The sequence below is a fragment of the Rhodococcus sp. G6(2025) genome, from assembly GCF_058628105.1.
On sequence record NZ_CP179750.1, the window covers coordinates 6,468,240 to 6,487,989 of the forward strand.

A 19,750-nucleotide genomic window follows, 5' to 3' on the forward strand; every position below is an offset into this window, starting at 1 on the left:
TCAGCGTCCGCTGATCCAGGTGTCGAAGAACTGGAGCCGGGCCGAGGCCTCGAACTTCAGGTCCTGCACGTTGGGACCGGCGCCGATCGCCTGCGACAACTCCACCGTGGGGATCCACAGACCGTTGTCGAGCACCTGCTGCTGGGCGTCGGCGACGAGCGCGCTCCGCTCGGTGGTGTCGGTGGTGGCGAGTTGCTTCGCGAGCACGTCGTCGAGCGCGGGAAACGGTCCGCGGTTGTTCAGGTTGCGGCCGTCGAGGCCGAACTGGGTGCGGAGGATGTCACCGTCGGCGCGGGTGCTGTTGTAGTAGGTGGCGTCGAAGTCCTTGGAATTCTGGCGGGCGATGGACTCCGGAGTGGACACGAGATTCAGCTGCAGATCCACTCCCACCTCTTTGAGCTGCTGCTGCACCAGTTCGAGGATGGCCTGGTTGCCGGCGAACACGGAGCTGAACAGAACGGGGAAGCTCAGCTTCTGACCGCTCTTCTCGCGGATGCCGTCGGCACCGGGAACCCAGCCCGCCTGATCCAGAATCGACTTCGCCTTCTCCGGGTCGTACGACACGTCCGGCAGCGCCACGTAGCCCGGGGTGCGACTGGCCAGCGTGCTGGTGGCGGGTGTGAAGTTGGGACCGAGTACGGTGTCGACCAGTTCCTGCCGGTTGATCGCCGGGACCAGCGCGCTGCGCACGACGGGGTCGACGAGCGGTCCGCGAGTCACGTTGGGCTGGAAGCCGAACGGGGTCCCGGGGTTCGACGTGGTGAGCACCTGCCCGCCCGCGCCTTCGATCTGCGGGGCGTCCTGCGGCAACGCGTCACTGATCGCGTCCAGCTGTCCCGAGGACAGGCTGCCCGTGCGGACGCCGGATTCGGGCACGACGCTGAACTCGATGGTGTCGAGGTAGGCCTCGCCGTCATGGCCGAACACGTCCGAACCCCAGTTGTATCCGGCGCGCTTGGCGAGGGTCACCGACTTGTCCTGCTGGTAGTCGGCGTACGTGAACGGTCCGGTGCCCGAGATGGTGCCGGTGCACCGTTCTTCGGCGGACTTCGCGACGGACGCATCGGACAGGATGCCCAGCTGCGGGGTGGACGACGCCTGCAGGAACTGCGCGTTGGGTGCGGCGAAGTCGACCTGCGCCGTCAGCGGGTCGATCACGGTGGTACCGGTGTAACCGGCGAGGTAGCTGGCACCGAGCGGGGCCTTGGCGCCGGAGAGGGTGTTCACGATGGCGTCGAGATTCTTCTTCACCGACTCCGCGGTGAAAGGCGTTCCGTCACTGAACGTCACCCCCTCCTTCAGGTGGAACGTGAAGGAGGACGCGTCGGCGCCGGTTTCCCAGCTCTCGGCGAGCCACGGCTTCAGTTCGCCCGTCTCCGGGTCCTGGTCGGTGAGCGAGTCCACCACCTGACGAGCCACGTAGACCGTCTGATTCGTGCCCGACTGCGCGGGGTCGGCGCACGTGGGTGCCTGGGACAGGCCGTAGCGGAGTGTGCCGCCGGGCTGCGCGGGGCCCGCATCCGCGGAGGAACTGCTGGAACCGCCACCGCAGGCGGTGAGCGCCGTGGCCAGCACGGCAACGGCACCGATACCTGCTGCGATGCGGGCACCGCGGTGGGGCGAGGACAAAAGCACTGATGGCACCGAGAACTCCGTGATCTCGAAGAAGTGCCGTGCGTGCTGCCAAGTCGATTCGGCAGCGCTCACGCGCACAGGAAGGTGAGGGACACCGGATCCGACGCGGATGCGGTGTGAAGAGCCGGAACCCCGACGGATCGGGGTGTCAGGTCAGCTGTGACAGATCGAGGTGGACAGCCGGCAGAGATCGACGTGGAGACGCCCCCAGGCGCTCACGAAACCTTCGGTCAACATCGTTCCTCCATCGATCCCGGCGGTAGCACCCGCACCCGCAGGGCGGGGGGTTGCTGCGACGTCAACGAGCCAGGTCTCTCGGTCGCTCTGGATGGTCGTTACCGAGTGTAAGAGATCGCCGGTCGCCGCGCCACACGGACCCCCGTTACCCCACGGCCTGCCGGGGCGGGAGTTCCCGCCGCGACAGAGCGGGCCGGAGACCGAGATGTTCACGCAGGGTGGAGCCTTCGTATTCCGTTCGGTACGAACCTCGCTCCTGCAATTCGGGCACAAGCAGGTCGACGATCTCGTCGAGTCCGGTGGGCACCAGATACGGCGAGACGTTGAACCCGTCCGTGGCCCCACTGCGAACCCACCGGGTGAGTTCGTCGGCGACCTGCCCGGGAGTACCGGCGAATCCGGAGCGCTGGGTGGTCGCGATCGCAACCTGACGCAGCGACAGGTTCTGCGCCTCTGCCAGGGCCCGCCATTCCCGGGCGATGGCGAGCGGATCCTTTCCGTCACGCGCCGCCCCACGGGTGACGGAGATCGGCGCGGGCACCGGATCGAATTCGGGCAGTGGACCGTCCGGGTCGCGATCGGACAGATCGCGGCCCCAAACCTGACCGACCAGCGACAACGCCGTCTGCCCGGTGTACTGGCCCTCGAGAACCCAGCGCACCTTCTCCTCCACCTCGGACGCGTTCTCCGCGAGCACGATCTGCGTGCCCGGCAGAATCTTGACGTCGTCCTCGGGACGGCCGGCACGACGCAGTCTCGCCCGGATGTCCTCGGCGAAGGCGAGCGCCTCGTCGAAATGCGTTCCGTGCCGGGAGAAGATCACGTCGGTGTGCGCGGCCGCGAAGTCCCGGCCCGCCGGTGAGTCGCCGGCCTGGAAGATGACGGGATGCCCCTGGGCGCTGCGCGGCAGCGTCGGAGTGATCGTGACGTCGAACTGCGACGTGCGCCGGGACACCTCCCGCACCCCGTCCGGGGTCGACCACGACGGCGCGTCGGTGCTCGTCGCGACCGCGCCGTCTACCCACGCATCCCAGATCGCCCGGGCGGTGTCGAGGAACTGCCCGGCCCGCTCGTACCTGTCGGCGTGATCGAGGAAGCCGCCGCGCCGGAAGTTCTCACCGGTCCACGCGTTGTCCGTGGTGACGGCGTTCCAGCCGGCACGGCCACCGGACAGCAGGTCCAGCCCGGACAGCCGCCGGGCGAGGTCGGCGGGCTCGTTGTAGGTGGTGTTCTGGGTGGCCACCAACCCGATGTGCCGGGTGATGCCGGCCAGCGCCGCGAGCTGGGTGATCGCGTCCGGCCTGCCCACGATGTCGAGATCGAGAATCTTGCCTTCCTGTTCCCGCAGGCGCAGGCCCTCACCGAGGAAGAAGGCGTCGAACAGGCCGCGCTCGGCGGTCAGTGCCACCCGACGGAACGTTTCGAAGTCGATCTGCGACCCGCTCGACGGATCGGACCAGATCGTCGTGTGGTTGACGCCCTGGAAGAAGACACCGAAGTGCACCTGGGCGCCGGGTCTGGCGTACGAGTTGTCGGTCATGTTCTCCACAACCTTTCAGCGAGAGGAGTCTTCGAGGCGCTCGGCCTGGAATCGGGTGACGGGACGGTCGAGGCCCAGCGTGCTGCGCAGGGTAGAACCGGGAATGGGACGGTGCGCGATGCCGGCACGGAGAAGTGCCGGGACCACGGACCGCGCGAGCACCGGAAGATCCTCGTCGACGACGGCCGGATGCAGGCGCACACCGTCGACGTGCGTATCCAGGGCCCGCAACAGTTCCAGCAGACCGGTGGCATCGCCGGCGAACGACAGCCGTCCGCTCGGCGGGGCAGGCGTCGACGAGCCGAGCGCGACATCCAGTTCGGCGACCACCAGCGGTGCGCCGCCGGCCTTCGCGCGCCCGGCGGCCCCGACGGTGTCCGCGAGTGTCGGTCCGGACACCAGCACCACGTCGACCAGCGACGGATCCGTGTGCCCCGCGCGGCCGAACACCACCAATTGCCCCTGCGGTGGCCGGGGCACGATGGCCGGACCCTTCACCGAATACGTCTCGCCCCGGAAGTCGATGTAGTGCAATCGGTCGCGGTCGACGAAACGTCCGGTGGCGTAGTCGCGGATCACCGCGTCGTCCTCCCACGAATCCCACAGGTCCCGGACCACGGTGATCGCGTCCCGCTCCTCCCGCGCGAGGTCGGCGGGTGTGGTGACCTCCGCCCGGCCCAGTGCGCTCGCGACCCGCGGGTCGGTGTCGCGCGCCGCGATCCAGCCGCCGCGACCGCGCGACGCGTAGTCGAGCGTCGCGAGCTGGGAGGACGTGTGGAACGGCTCGGCGTACGTGGTGCCGACGACCGGTACGAGTCCGATCGTGCTGGTGGTCGCGGCGACGAACGCTGCGCGGTTCACCGCGTCGATCCGGCCGACGGGTCCCCCGTCGGCGCCGGGCGGCAGCAGCGAATCGTCGAACGAGGCGAACGTGAAACCGGCGTTCTCCGCTGCCGCGACCCGGTCCGCCACCGTTCGCCCGGTCAGCAACCGGTCGGGTGTGTGCGCGGCGCGCCGCCAGGCTTCGGGATGCGCACCCTCACCGTCGAGTTCGATGCCCAGAACCAGGCTCATGCGTTTTCCTCCTCGGTACCGGCCGTGAGGGGGCGGCTCGGAATGGTCTCGCGCAGCGCGGGTGCCACCTCGGCCTGGAACAGCTCCAGGCTTTCGCGGTGCTGCTTGTCGCTGCCGACGCGGTCGGCGCTCAGGTGGATCACCTCGTGCCCGAACTGCTCGTGGTAGCGCTGCACCTTGTCGATCACCTGCTGCGGGCTGCCGATCAGTGCGGAGCTGCGTTCGACGAAGTCCTCCACGGTCTCGAACACCACCGGAAGTCCTGCCCTGCGGGCGAAGTCGAGGCGAGCCGCGTGAATCGGCCGCCACACGTCCAGCGCATCCTGCGAGTTCGCCGTCACGTAGAACCCGGCCGTTCCGGCGCCGACGAGGGCGTCGGCGGGATCGTGACCGTAGTACGCCCACCGTTCGCGGTAGTGCCGGACGAGTTCGGCGTACGAGTCGATCGGATACGTGACGTTCGCCGAGAAGATCGGATCACCGTAGCGGGCGGCGAGATCCATCGACTCCTTGCTCGTCGCGCTGCCGTGCCAGATCCGGATCCGCCGCTGCAGCGGGCGCGGAAGGGCGACAGCGTGCTCGAGAGACGGCCGGAACGTGCCTTCCCAGGTGACGTCCTCGCTCTCCCACAACTGCCGGAACAGTTCGTAGCCCTCGCGGTTGCGGTCCCACTGGTCGTCCGGGGTGACGTGGAACAGCTCCGCCTGCGCGGTGCCGTTGCCCTTGCCGATGATGAGCTGCAACCGGCCGCCCGACAGGTTGTCCAGCGTCGAGTAGTCCTCGAACGCGCGGACCGGGTCGAGCAGGCTCAGCGTGGTCACCGCGGTCCACAACTGCAGCGTGCTGGTGCGCGCCGCGATGGCGCTGAGCACCACGGGCGGGGACGAGGACAGGAAGGGATGCTCGTGGCGCTCGCCCACCGCGAACCCGTCGTACCCCAGTTGCTCGGCGAGGACGGCGGAGTCCACGACCTCCTGCAGCCTGGCCGCAGTGCCGATCTTCTCCCCGGTCACCGGGTCCGGGTGGTGAGTGATCAGGCTCATCAGCAGAAACTTCATACGGACTCGTACTCCTTTGCGGCCCAAGCGGAAGGCAGAGCGGTAGGGGTGTGCAGGATCTTCTCGAATCCGTGGATTCCGACGTCCTGCGGTGGGAGGGAGCGGTCGAACAGCGCCGTGTACCCCGCGGCCAGGTACAGGGCCACCGCCTCGGGCTGCCGCGGCCCCGTAGTGAGGAAGATGCGGGAATAGCCTGCTCGGGCGATCGCGGCCTCGAGCTCCCGCAGCACGATTCGTCCGAGGCCGCGGCGGCGGTGCGCCGACGAGGTCCAGATCCGTTTGAGTTCGGCCGTCGTGTCGTCGTAGCGGCGGAAGGCCCCGCCCGCCACGGACGTCCCGTCGTCGACCAGAACGAGCAACGCGCCACCCGGTGCGGCGAACTCCTCCGCCGGATACGTGCTGAGGTCGTCGTAGATCTCGTCGCGGGTGCGCCCGTACCGGGTGCTGTACTCGATCGCCAGTTCTTCGAGCAGCGGCGCGGCCAGCGGATCGGCCTGATCGACGAACACGGTCTGCACGGATTCGGTCCTCTCGGTCACTGGTCCTCCTGTCAGCTGGTCTTCGGGAGTCCGGGCGGGTTGACGACCGACGTGCCGACGGCCTCGCTCGCGATGTTCCAGCGTTCGAGAACCTTTGCGTACGTACCGTTCTCGATGATGTGGTTGATGGCCTCGTTGACGGCGGCCACCAGTCCGTTGTCCTTCTTGGTGAGCACGGCGATCTCACCCTGGAGGGCGTCGCCCGCCCCCGAGAACGTTCCGGCGATCTCACTCTCCCCGGCCTGCGCCACGTGGAACGACGAGGACGGGTTGGGCCCGAAGTAGGCGTCGATCCGGCCCGACGCGAGGGGCAGGTAGTAGTCGGTGACGTTCTGGTAGTAGGTGATGTCGGTCGGTTCGAGCCCCGCCGCGACGTTCTGCTCACTCCACTTCACCAGCAGCGCTTCCTGATTGGTGCCGGAGGAGACCGCGATCTTCAAACCTGCGACGTCCTTGGGCTCCTTGATCTGGATGCCGCTGTCCTTCTTCGTCTCGAACGCGACCGTGTCGAGGCGGTACGTCGAGAAGTCGTACTTCTCCTTCCGCTCCTCGGTGACGGTGACGTTGGAGATGAACGCGTCGGCCTCCCCCGAATCGATGCGGACGAAGTTCTGCGCCCAGTCCGCCGCCTGGAGATCGACCTTCAACCCGAGAACGTCGCCGATCAGGTACGCGAAGTCGGTCTCCGAGCCGATGAGCGTCTTGTCGTCGTCGGCGTAGAAACGCAGGGGCGGGGCGGAACCGGCGCTGCCCGTCACGACGAGCGTGCCGCGGTCGCGAATCTGTTGGGGGACCTTCGCGGCGATCGACTCGACCTCGTCGGTGGTGATGCGATTCTGGTCGGCGGTGAGGTTGTATCCGGCAGCCGAGGTCGGCGCCGATCCCTCGTCCTCGACGTCGCCGCCCCCGCACGCGGCGGCGAGCAGCGCGACGGTGGTGAGGGCCGAGGCCAGAATTTTCGTACGGAACCGTGCGGTGGACATGTGCGCCTTTCGGGGATCCACACCGAGGTGTGGAGAATCAGAGAACTCGGGAGAGGAATGCTGTGGTGCGGTCGTGCTGCGGGTTGTCGATGACCTGCGAGGGCGGGCCCTGTTCCACCACGACGCCGGCGTCCATGAAGACCGCCGTGTCGGCGACCTCCCGCGCGAAGCCCACCTCGTGGGTGACGATCACGAGGGTCGCGCCGTCCCGTGCCAATTGCTTGATCACGGCGAGGACCTCGCCGACCAGTTCCGGGTCGAGGGCAGACGTGGGCTCGTCGAACAGGATCACCGCCGGGCGCAGTGCGAGGGCCCGGGCGATCGCGACCCGCTGCTGCTGGCCGCCGGACAGTTGTCGCGGGTACTCGTGGGCCTTGTCACCTACGCCCACCCGTTCCAGCAGCGCAATCGCCTCGGCCTCGACCTCGGCCCGGTCGCGGCCCTGCGCCGACACCGGCGCCTCGATCACGTTCTCCAGCACCGTGAGGTGAGGGAACAGATTGAAGTTCTGGAAGACGAATCCGATCCGGGAACGCTGCTTCAGGATGTCGCGTTCACGCAGTTCGTGCAGTTTGCTGCCCTTGCGCCGGTAACCGATGAGGTCGCCGTCGATGCGGATGGTGCCGCGGTCGACCTTCTCCAGGTGGTTGAGCGTGCGCAGCAGCGTGGACTTGCCGGAACCCGACGGCCCCAGGATCACCGTCACCTCGCCCTTGCGGACCAGCAGGTCCACACCCCGCAGGACTTCCAGTGCGCCGAAGGACTTGTGGACTCCGCGAACTTCCACCGCGTACTCCGCCGGATGGGCTTCGGTTGTCATTTCGTGGCGCCTCTCGGTACGGAGACACCGGCGTCACGGATCTCGGCGAACTTCCGGGTGAGCTTCTGCCACGGAGTCGGCGGCAGCGCCCGTGCCGATCCGCGCGCGTAGTGCCGCTCGACGTAGTACTGGCCGATCGACAACAGCGTGGTCAGGATGATGTACCAGATCGTCGCGACCATCAGCAGCGGCACGACGCGGCCGTTGCGGCCGAAGATCACCTGAACCTGGTAGAACAGTTCGGCGATTGCCATCGTCGACACGATCGAGGTGCCCTTGAACAGGCTGATCACCTCGTTCGCGGCGTTCGGCAGGATGCCGCGCATCGCCTGGGGCAGAACGATCTTGAAGAACTGGCGTCGGCGCGGGATGCCCAGCGACTGCGCCGCCTCGATCTGCCCGTGGTCCACCGAGATGATGCCGGAGCGGATGATCTCGGCGGAGTACGCGGCCTGATGCAGGGCCAGACCGATGACGGCGGCGGTGAAGCCGCTGATGACACCGTTCACCTCGAACGTGAAGAAGCCCGGACCGAACGGAATGCCCAGCGACAGAGTCTGATACAGGTATGTGATGTTGAACCAGAACAGGAGCTGCACGATCAGCGGAATCGACCGGAACGCCCAGATGTACACCCAGGCGATCACCTGCAACACCGGGTTGTGCGACAAGCGGCTGACCGCCAGCACCACACCGAGTGCGAATCCGAGGACCGTCCCCCACAAGGTCAGCTTCACCGTCATCCACAGCGCCTGCAGCACGGAGCCGGCGGTGAAGTACTTGGCGAACGTCGCCCAGTCCCATCCCGGGTTGGTCGCGAGGCCGTGGACGAACTGGGCGAGCAGTACCAGCACGACGGCGCTGACGACCCACCGCCACGGATGCCACCTCCGCGCCACTTCCAGCGCGGCGTCCCCGTCGCCGGACGGCACTGAATCGAGGGGCGCGGCCGAACGCGCCCGGACGGGGGCGCTCACGCTCCCTCACCACTTACGACAGACATCACTGAGGCGGCCTTTCACCTGGAAACGGGACTGGAGGAGGCGCGTCTTCCGCGGGATGCGGGCGCGCGTCAGGCGCTCACCGGGCGAAATGCCCGGTGAGCGTGCTGTGAGACCTCGTCAACAGTGGCAGGAGGTGGTCCGGCACAGGTCGATGTGCCGTCTGCGCCACGCAGGGCGCGCGGGGTAGTTCATGTGCTGCCTTCCATCGATCCCGGCGGTAGCACCCGCACCCGAAGAATTCGGAAGGGTTGCTGCGACGTCAACGAGCCAGGTCTCTCGGTCGCTCTGGATGGTTGAAGCGAACACTAGCCGCATTCCCGAACCCCGTCAACACGGGGTATTTCCCTGCAACACAGGGGAAATGGTGCCGATCGGCCGCAAGAATCACCGTGCGCAGAAGTACTGACAGACGGAGATCGATGCGGTTGAATGATGCGTGCAGCCCTGCATCTCCGTGGTCGTGCGACCCGGCTGCCGGGCCTTCCGAGGCCCTTGTAACGTCGCCTCGGTGACACCACTCGAAGTCATCGCGATCCTGGTAGCCGGTGTAGGCGCGGGCGCGATCAACGCCATCGTCGGCAGCGGCACGCTCATCACCTTCCCCACCCTGGTGGCGTTCGGGTTCCCTCCGGTGACCGCCACGATGTCGAACGCGATCGGCCTGGTCGCCGGTGGCGTGTCCGGCACGTGGGGGTACCGGCGGGAACTGGCCGGGCAGGGACCGCGGCTGCGGTGGCAGATCCCGGCGTCGCTGTGCGGTGCGGTTCTCGGCTCGTGGCTACTGCTGCACCTACCCGAAACTGTGTTCGAACTCGTCGTCCCGGTGCTGCTGATCCTCGCCCTGATCCTGGTGGTGCTGCAGCCGAAGATCCAGGCCTGGGCGAAGCAGCGCGGCAGCCACGAGGCGGGGCTGAGCCCGGCGCGCCTCACCCTGCTGACCGTCGGGACGTTCGCCGTGGGCGTGTACGGCGGATACTTCACCGCCGCGCAGGGCATCCTGCTGATGGGTGTGATGGGCGCGATCCTGCCGGAGAGCCTGCAACGGATGAACGGCGCGAAGAACCTGCTCTCGCTCCTCGTCAACGTTGTCGCCGCGACCGCGTACACGCTCGTGGCCTTCGACCGGATCAGCTGGGCGGCCGCCGGCCTGATCGCGGTGGGCTCGCTGTTCGGAGGCGTCCTCGGCGCCCGTTACGGCCGCAGGCTGTCGCCGACCGCATTGCGGGGAACCATCGTCGTCGTCGGCCTCATCGGCCTGTTCCGGCTGCTCGCATAGTCGCGCATGCACCCTCCCGCTCCCTCATACTGAGTCGGTGAGCAAAGACGTAGAGCACCCGGGCTGGACCTATCTGATGGACATGGACGGCGTTCTCGTCCACGAAGAGCACCTGGTCCCCGGGGCCGACCTGTTCCTCGCCGAACTCCGGGAGTCGGGTACCCCGTTCATCGTCCTCACCAACAATTCGATCAGGACTCCGCGCGACCTCCGCGCCCGTCTGCTCCGCACCGGCCTGGACATTCCCGAGGAATCGATCTGGACGTCCGCCCTGGCCACCGCGACGTTCCTGGCGAGCCAGCGCCCCGGCGGCAGCGCCTACGTCGTCGGCGAATCCGGGCTCACCACCGCACTGCACGACATCGGGTACGTCCTCACCGACAACGATCCCGACTACGTGGTCCTCGGCGAGACCCGCACCTACTCCTTCGAGGCGATCACCACCGCAATTCGTTTGGTGGAGAGGGGCGCTCGCTTCATCGCCACCAACCCCGACCCCACCGGCCCGTCCCGGGAGGGTTCCCTTCCGGCCACGGGATCCGTTGCCGCACTGATAAGTAGGGCCACCGGTCGCGACCCGTACTACGTGGGCAAGCCGAATGCGCTGATGATGCGCTCGGCGTTGCGGGCCATCGGCGCGCACTCCGCGAACACGCTGATGATCGGCGACCGGATGGACACCGACATCGTCTGCGGGCTCGAGGCCGGGCTGCAGACCATCCTCGTCCTCACCGGAATTTCGACGCGGGATTCGGTGGAACTGTTCCCCTACCGTCCCACCGCGGTACTCAAATCGGTCGCCGACCTGGTCGGCCGGACGTCGGATCCGTTCGGCGATGCGGCTCCGCCGCCCGTGAGTACTTCTTAACCGCGGGACGTTAACAAGTACTCACGGGTGGCGGCAGCCGGTGATGCCCCTGATCGTCGCTGCCCTGTACGTCCCGAACGCGATCCGGTTCCCGTCGCCACCGGCGAACGTCACGTCGTGATGTCCGGGTCGGTCGGCGTGCACGTCGAGCCGGTCCATTCCGGCGTCGGCGGCGATCGCACGGGCCGCGGCCAGCACGGCGGGCCAGTCGGCGTCGCCGATCGGGGTGTCGGACAGCAATACCGGCGTGGTGACGGATTGCCCCTGCGTGTACGCGTACGGTCCCGGGCACCCGCCGCCCTGGCTGCGTTCGCGATGCCACCGCCACCGAACATCCGGTGCAATCGCCGCAACGGCCTCGCTTATCCGCATCAGCGCATCGGTGACCTGCCGCTCGGTGACCGCGAGTGTCGGCCGGTCGCTCAGGCTCGCTGCCGCCGCCGCAACCTCCTCGTCGCTGAATTTGTACGGGTTGTCTGTCACGCCACCACATCCGCTCGTCAGGATCGCCGCGCCGATCACGGCGACCGTCTTCACCACCCACCCGCCGCGGACCGTCACCGGACAGCCAGTTCCGGCATGCCCGCGACGATCACCGCCATGTTGTAGCCGGACGTCCGCAGCTCCCCGTTGCCACTCGGCCGCGGATACTCGCTGTGCCCGCTGGCATCTTCGCGCCGCACGCCGTCCGGGGTCGACGCCTCGAGCACCGACAGTTGTTCGAGGTCGGTCTGCACCGGATCGGGGCCGAGCCTGCCGAACCCGTCTGCCACGGTGATGGGGTCATCGGGCGCGCGCATCACGAACCCGTGCCGGGGTGCCAACCCGAGATCCGATTCGTCGTTCGCGTCGAACCCGGGCGAACCGTAGAACACGGCGTCGTCGACCGGTTGCCGCGGTCCCGCGTCCTGCAGGGCCAGGCCCTGGGTGTACGAACCATACGAATGGCCGAGCGCGGTGATGTGCGGATCGGGCGTCTGCGAGGCGACGTCGAGTCCCTCGTAGAACGAGGCGAGCTTCGGGGCACCCGCGGTCGCGCGGTCGGACTGCCAGGAATCGAGGAGCCATCCGCGCCCGAGATTCTGGTCGATGAACGGCACGTCGTAGTTGCCCGGACCGGTGGTGGTCGGCGGCTGATACCCCAGCCACGCGATCGTCGACACCGTGTCGCCGGTGCGGCCGGCCAGGTCCAACTGCCGTTCGGTCTCGGCCTTCAGCGCCGACGCCTCATCGGTCATCCCGCGCAGCGAGGCGGCGGTCGTGTCGATGCCCGGTGTGGTGACGGCGATGTGGTCGGCGGTGTCGGGGTCGCCGAGCGCGAATGCGGCCATCGTCCGTTCACCCGACTGCAGGTCCAGCAGCATCAGCCTGCCGTCCGGGTGATCGCGCACGAGTTTCTCGAGGTCGTCGAGGTCCCGCAACTTCTGCTCGGCGTACCACAACTCGGCGTCGTCGTCGGCGAATGCTCCACCGAACATGTTGCGGTCCAGCCGTTCCCGGAGCCGGTCCCGCTCCGTCTCCCACCGCGACCGCTCGTCGTCGAGCCGGATCACGTTCGCCTCGTGCCGCACCGCGGACGGGATGCCGTCGCGATCACCCACCCATTCGGGATGCTGCTCGATCACCTCGCGGCGCTGGGCTGCCGGCAGCGCGTCCCAGTACTCGCGGTTGTCCAGCGGGGAGCCGTCCCGCGGGGGCGCCGGGGCGGACAGTCCGGTGCCCGGTCGATCCGCCTCACCGGGTTCGGCCGCGCCGTCCGCAGCCCGCGTCAGGACAGCGGCGGCGTCGGCGACGAGGTCTTCCGCCTGCAGGATCAGCGCCCGGGCGGCGGCACGGAGTTCGTCGCGCCGTGCTGCCCCTGAGGTGTCGACGGGCGGTCCGGGCGCATCGGCGATGTCCCCGCTGTCCGACAGAGCCATACCGTGGGTGGCGGCCGCTTCGCGGAGGCCGTCGAGTTCGGATTTCAGGTGCGTGATCGCGTCGACCAGGTCGCCGGCCAGCTTCTCGACGACGGCGATCGCCGCGGCCTCACCGCTCAGATCATCCGCGACGATCCGGAACCGCCGACGTGCGGCGTCCGCGGCGTCGTCGTGCCACGCCGGCAACCGGCCGATGTCGGCGAGACCGTCCTGCACGAAACAGATCGTCGCCGCCCGCACCGACAGCGACCGTTGCACGGCCTGCAGCGCGCGGGTGTCCCACTGGGCAATGTCCCTCAGATTCACGATCCCCCCCAGGATGCATAATGCCCGTACCCTAACGGATCGATCGCGCCCGCGGGAGTCCGATCTCGTCTCGACCGACACGAAGGATCGAAAATGAGCGGTTCCATCCACGTCGACACAGCGGCCCTACGCGCAGCGGCCGGTCAGCTCGACGTCCTGTTCGACGATGCGTCCGCACAGCTGAACACCACCGACGCGGCCCTCGCCGACTCGGGTGCGGCCTGGCCGGAGGCCGCCGGCGGCGCGTTCGCCCGGTTCACGTCCTACCTGGACGATCGGCGGGAATTGTTGCAGCGGACTGTGGCCGAGATGTCGACGAACCTCACCGAGTGCGCACGCCGGTACGACACCCAGGACGGGGCCACCGCCGAACGCCTCGACGCAATCGCGCCGGCCACGAGCCTCGACCTGTAGGCCCTTCGGGCTCGTGCGCCTTTCTGGTTGCCGGAACAACCAGAAAGGCGCACGGGCGCGAAGCGCCTATGCCAGTGCCTGCTCCAGATCCGTCAGCAGGTCGGCGGTGTCTTCGAGTCCCACGGACAGCCGGACGACGCCGTCGGTGATGCCCACGGCGGCACGACCTTCCGGGCCCATCGCCCGGTGGGTGGTGGTGGCCGGGTGGGTGATGAGCGACTTGGAGTCGCCGAGGTTGTTGGAGATGTTGACCAGCCGCAGGGCGTCGAGGAGTTCGAATGCCCGCTTCTTCGCTTCGCTCTCGGATGCGTTCAGTGCGAAGGTGACGACGGTGCCGCCGCCGCTCATCTGCCGCTTGGCGAGTTCGTGCTGGGGGTGCGATTCGAGGTACGGGTACTTGACCCAGTCGACCGCGGAGTGGCCCTCGAGGAACTGGGCGATCTCCAGTGCGGAGCCGACGGAGTGCCGCACCCGGATCGGCATCGTCTCGAGCCCCTTGAGGAGCGTCCACGCGTTGAAGGGGCTGAGAGCCGGCCCGGTGTGGCGCATGAGGTTCTGGACGGGACCTTCGATGTAATCCTGCGGTCCGAGGATCGCCCCGCCGAGCACACGGCCCTGGCCGTCGATGTGCTTGGTGCCGGAGTAGACGACGATGTCGGCACCGAGCTCCAGGCTGTGCTGCAGCAGTGGCGTCGCGAACACGTTGTCCAGCACGACCTTTGCGCCGGCGGCGTGCGCGAGCTCCGCCACCCGGGGCACGTCGACGAGCGTCTGCATCGGGTTCGACGGCGTCTCGAAGAACACCGCGGTGGTCGGCTCGGACAGAGCCTTCTCCCACTGGTCGAGGTCTTCACCGTCGACGAACACCGTCTCCACACCCCAGCGGGGCAGGATCTCGTTGCACACCACGAAGCAGGAACCGAACAGGCTACGCGCCGCGACCAGCCGGTCGCCGGCCTTGAGCAGCGCGCCCAGTGCCGTGAACACCGCGGACATGCCGCTGGCGGTGCCGAAGCACGCTTCTGCGCCCTCGATGAGGCGCAGTCGCTCCTCGAACATCTTCACGGTGGGGTTGCCGTACCGGGAGTAGACGAAGTGGTCGATCTCGCCGGTGAACGACGCCTCGGCCGCTCCCGCGCTCTCGAACACGAAGCCTGAGTTCAGGAAGATCGCTTCGGACGTCTCTTCGAAACCGGAACGGAGGGTTCCTCCGCGCACGCTGATCGTGCCCTGGCCGATGTCGTCCGGCAGCGCCTTGTCGAACGCGCCGCCTCGGGGAATTGCACTCACCACTGCCTCCACGGCAGGCCCAGCGCCCGCCAGCCGACCGCCCCACGATGACCTTCGGCGTCCAGGCCGCCTTCGAAACCGTCGAGCACGTTGTACGACGGGCCGATGCCCGCCGCTGTCGCGGCTTCCGCCGCACCGATGGACCGCTGACCGGAGCGACACAGGAAGATCACCGGGGCGTTCTCGCCGCCCGCGATCCCGGCCTCCTTCAGCTGGTCCACGAAGTTGTCGTTACGAGTGCCCGTCGGGTAGCTGACCCATTCGATCAGCACGGTCTTCCGCCCGAGCGGGGTGGTGTCGGGGACTCCGACGTACTTCCACTCGGCGTCCGTCCGCACATCCACGAGCACAGCGTCGGGATTCTCGCGGAGCAGCTCCCAGGCATGCTCCGGCGTTATGTCGCCTGCGTAACTCACCATGTCAGCTTTTCACAACCCTGTTCGGTATGCCCTTCCGGGCAACGGTCAGTTGCAGACGACCCATGTTTCCCCGTCCCGCGTCAATTGCCAGGTATCCGTCGTCTCGCCCTTGCCGTCGTCGGCGCTGACCCGGACCTCCGCCCGGGCACGATCCCCGTTGACCTCGGACGATTCGACGCCCTTCAGTGTGACCTCGCCTTCCCGGCCGCGGAGCACCGACCGGTCGTCGGACCACGACGAGCAGACCAGCGTCTTCTGCAGATCGGCGTCGTCGTGGTTGTGGGCCTGGATGAAGTCGGCGACCGAGCGGTTGATGCGGTCCGCTTCGGTGACGTTCTCGTCTGCGGGCGAGAGCCTGCTGGACACGACGATGGCAACCAGGATGACGACGATGACGGTGACGGCGGCGATGAACGGCACCGCCGTGGTGCGCCGGGGATCCACCGGATCTTCGGTGCCTCCCGCGTCGCGCTGGGGCGATTCGCTCGAACCGGACATGACTTCCCTTCGATCTCGGCGTGGCCACGAGTGTATAGAGCTGCCCCTACAAATCTTGTTTGTGACCCCCCAACGCGAAGGCGACTACCCTCTACAGGCGTGCGTCCCGAGAATGGGCTCTGCCCTGTCTGCCGCACCTCGGCCACCCGATTAGGCTGGGCTTAATTTAAGCTGAGGTTTCGTTGTCCGCCCATCAGAAGGTAGTTCGCTCCAGATGACTGATCAGACACGTCCGTTGCGCGTTGCGATCGTGGGTGCCGGCCCCGCCGGTATCTACGCAGCCGACGCTCTCATGAAATCCGATGCCGCGTCTGACGGCGGGATCAGCATCGACCTCTTCGAGCGGATGCCTGCCCCCTTCGGTCTGATCCGGTACGGCGTCGCACCCGACCACCCGCGCATCAAGGGCATCATCACCGCCCTGCACAAGGTGCTCGACAAGCCGTCGGTGCGCCTGCTGGGCAACATCGACTACGGCAGCGACATCACCCTCGAAGACCTGCACAACTTCTACGACGCGGTGATCTTCTCCACCGGCGCCAACGCCGACCGCGCCCTGAACATCCCGGGCATCGAACTCGACGGCAGCTACGGCGCCGCCGACTTCGTCTCCTGGTACGACGGCCACCCCGACGTCCCGCGCACCTGGCCGCTCGAGGCCGAGAAGGTCGCCGTCCTCGGTGTCGGCAACGTCGCCCTCGACATCGCCCGCGTCCTCGCCAAGACCGGCGACGAACTGCTGCCGACGGAGATCCCCGCCAACGTCTACGAGGGACTCAAGGCCAACAAGGCCGTCGAGGTCCACGTGTTCGGTCGCCGCGGACCGGCGCAGGCCAAGTTCACCCCCCTCGAGCTGCGTGAACTCGACCACTCGCCGACGATCGAGGTCATCGTCGATCCCGAGGACATCGACTACGACGAGGGCTCCGAGCAGGCGCGCCGCAACTCCAAGCAGGTCGACATGGTCGCCAACACCCTGCAGGACTGGGCCATCCGCGACGTGGGCAACCGCCCGCACAAGCTGTTCCTGCACTTCTTCGAATCGCCCACCGAGGTGCTCGGCGAGGACGGCAAGGTCGTCGGTCTGCGCACCGAGCGCACCCAGCTCGACGGCACCGGCAACGTCAAGGGCACCGGCAAGTTCAACGACTGGGACGTGCAGGCCGTGTACCGGGCGGTGGGCTACCTGTCGCAGAACATCGCCAAGCTCCCGTTCGACGAGCAGGCCGGTACCGTCCCGAACGAGGCCGGACGCGTCATCGCCGACGACACCGCCGAGGGCAACGACCGGTTCATGCCCGCCACGTACGTCACCGGGTGGATCAAGCGCGGCCCGGTCGGCCTGATCGGCCACACCAAGGGCGACGCGAACGAGACCGTCGCGAACCTGCTCGAGGACCGGTCCGGTTTCGCCGAGCCCGCCAACCCGTCCGAGGACGCGATCATCGAGTTCCTCGAGGGCAAGCAGGTCCCGTACACCACCTGGCAGGGCTGGTACCGCCTCGATGCGCACGAGCGCAGCCTGGGCGAGCCCGAGGGCCGTGAGCGGATCAAGGTCGTCGAGCGCGAGGACATGCTCAAGGCCAGCGAGCCCGACAAGGCCTGATCTTTCGAATCGGTGTGAAGGGAACCTCCTGCAGGAGGTTCCCTTCCGTCGTCTCAGGCCAGGTGTGACGACAGCGCCCGCAACGCCGTGAGCAGTTCCTCGGCCGACATCGCATGGTCGGGGTCCACCAGCCACTGCTCCGCGACGCCGAGCAGTAGTGCCTGGTAGAGAGCGCCCAATGTGTGTGCCCGGCCGGGCTCGATGCCCGCGTCACCGAACAGTTCGACCAGCCCTTCGCGGGCGTCGGCCGTCGACGCCACCAGGTTCTTTCTCAATTCCGGCAGGGAGTCCAGGTGCCCGAGCAGTTCGAACTGCAGCATCCACAACCGACGATGGGCGGTGAACGACTCGATGACCCCGGTCCAGATGGCTTCGAACCGTTCCGTCGAACTCATGCCGGGTTCGATCTTCTTCGCGGCGGCCGTCGCGAGGTCGTCGCCCCAGCGCTCCATCTCCCGGTACAGGGCGGCGTGGAGCAGCGCCTCCTTGGTGCCGAAGTGGTAGCCGATCGCCGCGAGGCTCACCCCGGAGGCCGACGCGATGTCCCGGGCCGTCGTCCGCGAGTATCCCTTGTCGTACAGGCTGCGCGCGGCGCCGTCGATCAGGTCTTCGCGATTTCCCATGACCTCACCCTAAAGAGTCTGAGACGTATGTATAGGACGCTTGTACCAGCACTCGCGCACCGCTCCGCCACGCAACGTGTCCCCCGCACAAGGCAGGATATAAGTCGTGTTTGACGCCCATGTTCACATCATCGACCCCCGGTTCCCGGTGGTCGAGAACCACGGCTACCTGCCGGAGCCGTTCACCATCGCCGACTACCGGGCGCGCACGGAAGGCTTCGGCGTGGACGGCGGCGCGGTCGTCACGGCCTCGTACCAGGGGACCGATCAGAACTACCTGAAGGCGGCGCTCGCGGAGCTCGGCCCCAGCTGGGTGGGCGTCACCCAGATGGAACCCGACGCCACCGACGAGAGCATCCTCGAACTCGACCGCGCCGGCGTGCGGGCCCTCCGATTCAACCTCCGGCGCAGCGCGACCGACGTGAAGCTCCTCACCAAGCAGGCCCTGCGCGCGTACGAGCTGGCCGGCTGGCACGCCGAGTTCTACGTGGACGCCACGCTGCTGCTGTCGCTCGAGCCGGTGTTCGCAAAACTCCCCGCCGTGTGCATCGACCACCTGGGGATGTCGACACGGGGCCTGCCGTACCTGCTCGACCTCGTCGACCGCGGAGTTCGGGTGAAGGCAACCGGGTTCGGGCGGACCACCATCGAGAACGTCGGCGACGTGCTGCGCAAGATCCACGCCGTCAACCCCGAGGCGCTGATGTTCGGCACCGACCTTCCGGGTAGTCGTTCCCGAAGAGTGTTCCAGGACAGCGACATCGACATCGTCGCGGACGCGGTGGGTGACGACTTCGACGCCGTCATGGGCGGCAACGCGCGCGCCTGGTACCGCTGCGACGCTCCCGGAGGGGCCTGCTAGCACGCAGGACCCGTGTCAACACCCTTCCATCTGCACACTGTTCATCGACACCATCTCGGCCACCGGCGGCGTCTGTGGCTGCGCCACCAGCCACATGTTGTAGTTGTTCATCTCGTCGCAGTCCAGCTGTTCGCGGCGTTCCTGCCGCCGCTCACGCTGCCGATCGTCCATGTCGTCGTCGTTCCGGTCGACCGCGATGGCACCGGTGCTCGATCCGTTGGCCTGCCGTTCGAGCCCCCGGACGCCGTCGGCGGTCATGATCCAGCCGAGGGTGTAATCGGCGCCGTCGTGGTTGGTGGTTGCGCGGAACATGCCTTCCTCCGCAGCAGCCGGGTGGGCCACGAATGCCTTGTCGGGCATGCCCGGCGCGCTGACCTGCCCCGTCACGGTGCCGTCACTCATCGACGCGGTGAGTGTCGCTCCGTCCGGCGACGACAGCGACGCCTTGTCGCCGTCCATGGTGCCGGTCATCCACGTCCACATCTGGTCTCCGTCGCACAGGAAGGCGATCATGTCGTCCCCGGACCGGGCCAGCGCGACGTACGCGTCGGATCCGTCGACCGCACCGACGTAGGTCGGCTCCATCTGCGGGGTCATCACGAAAGGTGACGGAACCTTCTCCATCATGTTCGACGCGGGCGCCGCTTCGCCGCTGCTCGTGGCGGCGCTGGTCGTGCTCGGCGCCGCCGAGTCGGACGAGTCGTCGCCGCAGCCGCTCAGGGAGAGGGCCACGGCAGCGAGGGGCGCCAGGATCCAGGTCGTCTTCTTGTTCACGGCGT

Annotated in this window: 22 protein-coding genes and 2 riboswitches; of the genes, 5 read left to right on the forward strand and 17 right to left on the reverse strand. The window is 67.7% G+C overall.

What is annotated here, in order from left to right:
• From ACLIVD_RS29935 to ACLIVD_RS29980, 10 genes are all read right to left on the reverse strand, one after another.
• Window positions 1–1,635 carry an ABC transporter substrate-binding protein gene (locus tag ACLIVD_RS29935; protein WP_491932935.1) on the reverse strand — a complete coding sequence of 545 codons (1,635 nt, stop codon included), beginning with the start codon at window positions 1,633–1,635 and terminating at the stop codon, window positions 1–3.
• A gap of 153 nt (window positions 1,636–1,788) precedes the next feature.
• Complete coding sequence (locus tag ACLIVD_RS29940; RefSeq protein ID WP_310794466.1) at window positions 1,789–1,872, reverse strand: putative leader peptide; 84 nt, start codon at window positions 1,870–1,872, stop codon at window positions 1,789–1,791.
• Window positions 1,873–1,876: 4 nt separating this feature from the next.
• Window positions 1,877–1,970, reverse strand: a riboswitch (SAM riboswitch).
• A 47-nt stretch (window positions 1,971–2,017) separates the two neighbouring features.
• Window positions 2,018–3,412, reverse strand: coding sequence for an NtaA/DmoA family FMN-dependent monooxygenase (locus ACLIVD_RS29945; protein WP_491931096.1), 1,395 nt, complete (start codon window positions 3,410–3,412; stop codon window positions 2,018–2,020).
• 15 nt (window positions 3,413–3,427) lie between these two features.
• Entirely contained in the window at window positions 3,428–4,486 is a 1,059-nt protein-coding gene (locus ACLIVD_RS29950; RefSeq protein ID WP_283353294.1) for an LLM class flavin-dependent oxidoreductase, read from the reverse strand.
• Complete coding sequence (locus ACLIVD_RS29955; protein WP_491931097.1) at window positions 4,483–5,544, reverse strand: LLM class flavin-dependent oxidoreductase; 1,062 nt, start codon at window positions 5,542–5,544, stop codon at window positions 4,483–4,485. The genes ACLIVD_RS29950 and ACLIVD_RS29955 overlap by 4 nt, the downstream gene beginning before the upstream one ends.
• Window positions 5,541–6,083 (reverse strand): GNAT family N-acetyltransferase, encoded by a 543-nt coding sequence (locus tag ACLIVD_RS29960; RefSeq protein WP_491931098.1) that lies wholly within the window; start codon window positions 6,081–6,083, stop codon window positions 5,541–5,543. Before ACLIVD_RS29960 ends, ACLIVD_RS29955 begins: the two co-directional genes overlap by 4 nt.
• A gap of 11 nt (window positions 6,084–6,094) precedes the next feature.
• Window positions 6,095–7,066, reverse strand: coding sequence for an ABC transporter substrate-binding protein (locus tag ACLIVD_RS29965; RefSeq protein ID WP_491931099.1), 972 nt, complete (start codon window positions 7,064–7,066; stop codon window positions 6,095–6,097).
• A 37-nt stretch (window positions 7,067–7,103) separates the two neighbouring features.
• The gene (locus ACLIVD_RS29970) at window positions 7,104–7,886 is read right to left on the reverse strand and encodes an amino acid ABC transporter ATP-binding protein (protein ID WP_011595024.1); all 783 of its coding nucleotides are present in this window, start codon (window positions 7,884–7,886) and stop codon (window positions 7,104–7,106) included.
• Entirely contained in the window at window positions 7,883–8,863 is a 981-nt protein-coding gene (locus ACLIVD_RS29975; protein WP_411194577.1) for an amino acid ABC transporter permease, read from the reverse strand. The genes ACLIVD_RS29970 and ACLIVD_RS29975 overlap by 4 nt, the downstream gene beginning before the upstream one ends.
• Before the next feature lie 144 nt (window positions 8,864–9,007).
• Entirely contained in the window at window positions 9,008–9,082 is a 75-nt protein-coding gene (locus ACLIVD_RS29980; protein WP_369426197.1) for a putative leader peptide, read from the reverse strand.
• 7 nt (window positions 9,083–9,089) lie between these two features.
• Window positions 9,090–9,186: riboswitch (SAM riboswitch) on the reverse strand.
• Between the two features lie 212 nt (window positions 9,187–9,398).
• Between ACLIVD_RS29980 and ACLIVD_RS29985 the strand changes: the two genes are divergently transcribed.
• Window positions 9,399–10,166, forward strand: coding sequence for a sulfite exporter TauE/SafE family protein (locus tag ACLIVD_RS29985; RefSeq protein ID WP_280779768.1), 768 nt, complete (start codon window positions 9,399–9,401; stop codon window positions 10,164–10,166).
• A gap of 76 nt (window positions 10,167–10,242) precedes the next feature.
• Window positions 10,243–11,034: an HAD-IIA family hydrolase gene (locus tag ACLIVD_RS29990; protein WP_280780012.1), complete on the forward strand. Its 792-nt coding sequence runs from the start codon at window positions 10,243–10,245 to the stop codon at window positions 11,032–11,034.
• Between the two features lie 21 nt (window positions 11,035–11,055).
• On the opposite strand, the gene ACLIVD_RS29995 is transcribed toward ACLIVD_RS29990, so the two are convergent.
• Both ACLIVD_RS29995 and ACLIVD_RS30000 read right to left on the reverse strand, forming a co-directional pair.
• Entirely contained in the window at window positions 11,056–11,595 is a 540-nt protein-coding gene (locus ACLIVD_RS29995; protein WP_491931100.1) for an LppA family lipoprotein, read from the reverse strand.
• Window positions 11,592–13,259 (reverse strand): alpha/beta hydrolase, encoded by a 1,668-nt coding sequence (locus ACLIVD_RS30000; RefSeq protein WP_283353290.1) that lies wholly within the window; start codon window positions 13,257–13,259, stop codon window positions 11,592–11,594. The genes ACLIVD_RS29995 and ACLIVD_RS30000 overlap by 4 nt, the downstream gene beginning before the upstream one ends.
• 93 nt (window positions 13,260–13,352) lie before the next feature.
• Between ACLIVD_RS30000 and ACLIVD_RS30005 the strand changes: the two genes are divergently transcribed.
• Window positions 13,353–13,673, forward strand: coding sequence for a type VII secretion target (locus tag ACLIVD_RS30005; protein WP_283336346.1), 321 nt, complete (start codon window positions 13,353–13,355; stop codon window positions 13,671–13,673).
• Window positions 13,674–13,739: 66 nt separating this feature from the next.
• Here the strand turns inward: ACLIVD_RS30005 and ACLIVD_RS30010 are convergent, their stop codons facing one another.
• The 3 genes from ACLIVD_RS30010 to ACLIVD_RS30020 are packed head-to-tail and all read right to left on the reverse strand — an operon-like array spanning window position 13,740 to window position 15,880.
• Window positions 13,740–14,963, reverse strand: a complete 1,224-nt coding sequence (locus ACLIVD_RS30010) for an O-succinylhomoserine sulfhydrylase (protein WP_280780341.1) — start codon at window positions 14,961–14,963, stop codon at window positions 13,740–13,742.
• On the reverse strand, window positions 14,960–15,379 hold the full coding sequence (locus ACLIVD_RS30015) for a rhodanese-like domain-containing protein (RefSeq protein ID WP_280780342.1): 420 nt from the start codon (window positions 15,377–15,379) through the stop codon (window positions 14,960–14,962). The genes ACLIVD_RS30010 and ACLIVD_RS30015 overlap by 4 nt, the downstream gene beginning before the upstream one ends.
• A 48-nt stretch (window positions 15,380–15,427) precedes the next feature.
• The gene (locus ACLIVD_RS30020) at window positions 15,428–15,880 is read right to left on the reverse strand and encodes an Rv0361 family membrane protein (protein ID WP_283336344.1); all 453 of its coding nucleotides are present in this window, start codon (window positions 15,878–15,880) and stop codon (window positions 15,428–15,430) included.
• 214 nt (window positions 15,881–16,094) lie between these two features.
• Between ACLIVD_RS30020 and ACLIVD_RS30025 the strand changes: the two genes are divergently transcribed.
• Window positions 16,095–17,486 carry an FAD-dependent oxidoreductase gene (locus ACLIVD_RS30025; protein WP_009474907.1) on the forward strand — a complete coding sequence of 464 codons (1,392 nt, stop codon included), beginning with the start codon at window positions 16,095–16,097 and terminating at the stop codon, window positions 17,484–17,486.
• A gap of 53 nt (window positions 17,487–17,539) precedes the next feature.
• Here the strand turns inward: ACLIVD_RS30025 and ACLIVD_RS30030 are convergent, their stop codons facing one another.
• Window positions 17,540–18,109: a TetR/AcrR family transcriptional regulator gene (locus ACLIVD_RS30030; protein WP_280780344.1), complete on the reverse strand. Its 570-nt coding sequence runs from the start codon at window positions 18,107–18,109 to the stop codon at window positions 17,540–17,542.
• 106 nt (window positions 18,110–18,215) lie between these two features.
• Here ACLIVD_RS30030 and ACLIVD_RS30035 point away from each other — a divergent pair, with 106 nt between their 5' ends.
• Complete coding sequence (locus tag ACLIVD_RS30035) at window positions 18,216–18,971, forward strand: amidohydrolase family protein (protein ID WP_105415221.1); 756 nt, start codon at window positions 18,216–18,218, stop codon at window positions 18,969–18,971.
• Window positions 18,972–18,986: 15 nt separating this feature from the next.
• Here the strand turns inward: ACLIVD_RS30035 and ACLIVD_RS30040 are convergent, their stop codons facing one another.
• Window positions 18,987–19,745 carry a hypothetical protein gene (locus ACLIVD_RS30040; protein WP_283336341.1) on the reverse strand — a complete coding sequence of 253 codons (759 nt, stop codon included), beginning with the start codon at window positions 19,743–19,745 and terminating at the stop codon, window positions 18,987–18,989.
• Between the last annotated feature and the right edge of the window lie 5 nt (window positions 19,746–19,750).

What these genes read in the sequence shown, in the direction of transcription:
- ACLIVD_RS29940 (WP_310794466.1), bottom strand. Translation starts at nt 1,872, where the DNA reads ATGTTGACCGAAGGTTTCGTGAGCGCCTGGGGGCGTCTCCACGTCGAT.
- ACLIVD_RS29945 (WP_491931096.1), bottom strand. Translation starts at nt 3,412, where the DNA reads ATGACCGACAACTCGTACGCCAGACCCGGCGCCCAGGTGCACTTCGGT.
- ACLIVD_RS29950 (WP_283353294.1), bottom strand. Translation starts at nt 4,486, where the DNA reads ATGAGCCTGGTTCTGGGCATCGAACTCGACGGTGAGGGTGCGCATCCC.
- ACLIVD_RS29955 (WP_491931097.1), bottom strand. Translation starts at nt 5,544, where the DNA reads ATGAAGTTTCTGCTGATGAGCCTGATCACTCACCACCCGGACCCGGTG.
- ACLIVD_RS29965 (WP_491931099.1), bottom strand. Translation starts at nt 7,066, where the DNA reads ATGTCCACCGCACGGTTCCGTACGAAAATTCTGGCCTCGGCCCTCACC.
- ACLIVD_RS29970 (WP_011595024.1), bottom strand. Translation starts at nt 7,886, where the DNA reads ATGACAACCGAAGCCCATCCGGCGGAGTACGCGGTGGAAGTTCGCGGA.
- ACLIVD_RS29990 (WP_280780012.1), top strand. Translation starts at nt 10,243, where the DNA reads ATGGACATGGACGGCGTTCTCGTCCACGAAGAGCACCTGGTCCCCGGG.
- ACLIVD_RS30005 (WP_283336346.1), top strand. Translation starts at nt 13,353, where the DNA reads ATGAGCGGTTCCATCCACGTCGACACAGCGGCCCTACGCGCAGCGGCC.
- ACLIVD_RS30020 (WP_283336344.1), bottom strand. Translation starts at nt 15,880, where the DNA reads ATGTCCGGTTCGAGCGAATCGCCCCAGCGCGACGCGGGAGGCACCGAA.
- ACLIVD_RS30025 (WP_009474907.1), top strand. Translation starts at nt 16,095, where the DNA reads ATGACTGATCAGACACGTCCGTTGCGCGTTGCGATCGTGGGTGCCGGC.
- ACLIVD_RS30030 (WP_280780344.1), bottom strand. Translation starts at nt 18,109, where the DNA reads ATGGGAAATCGCGAAGACCTGATCGACGGCGCCGCGCGCAGCCTGTAC.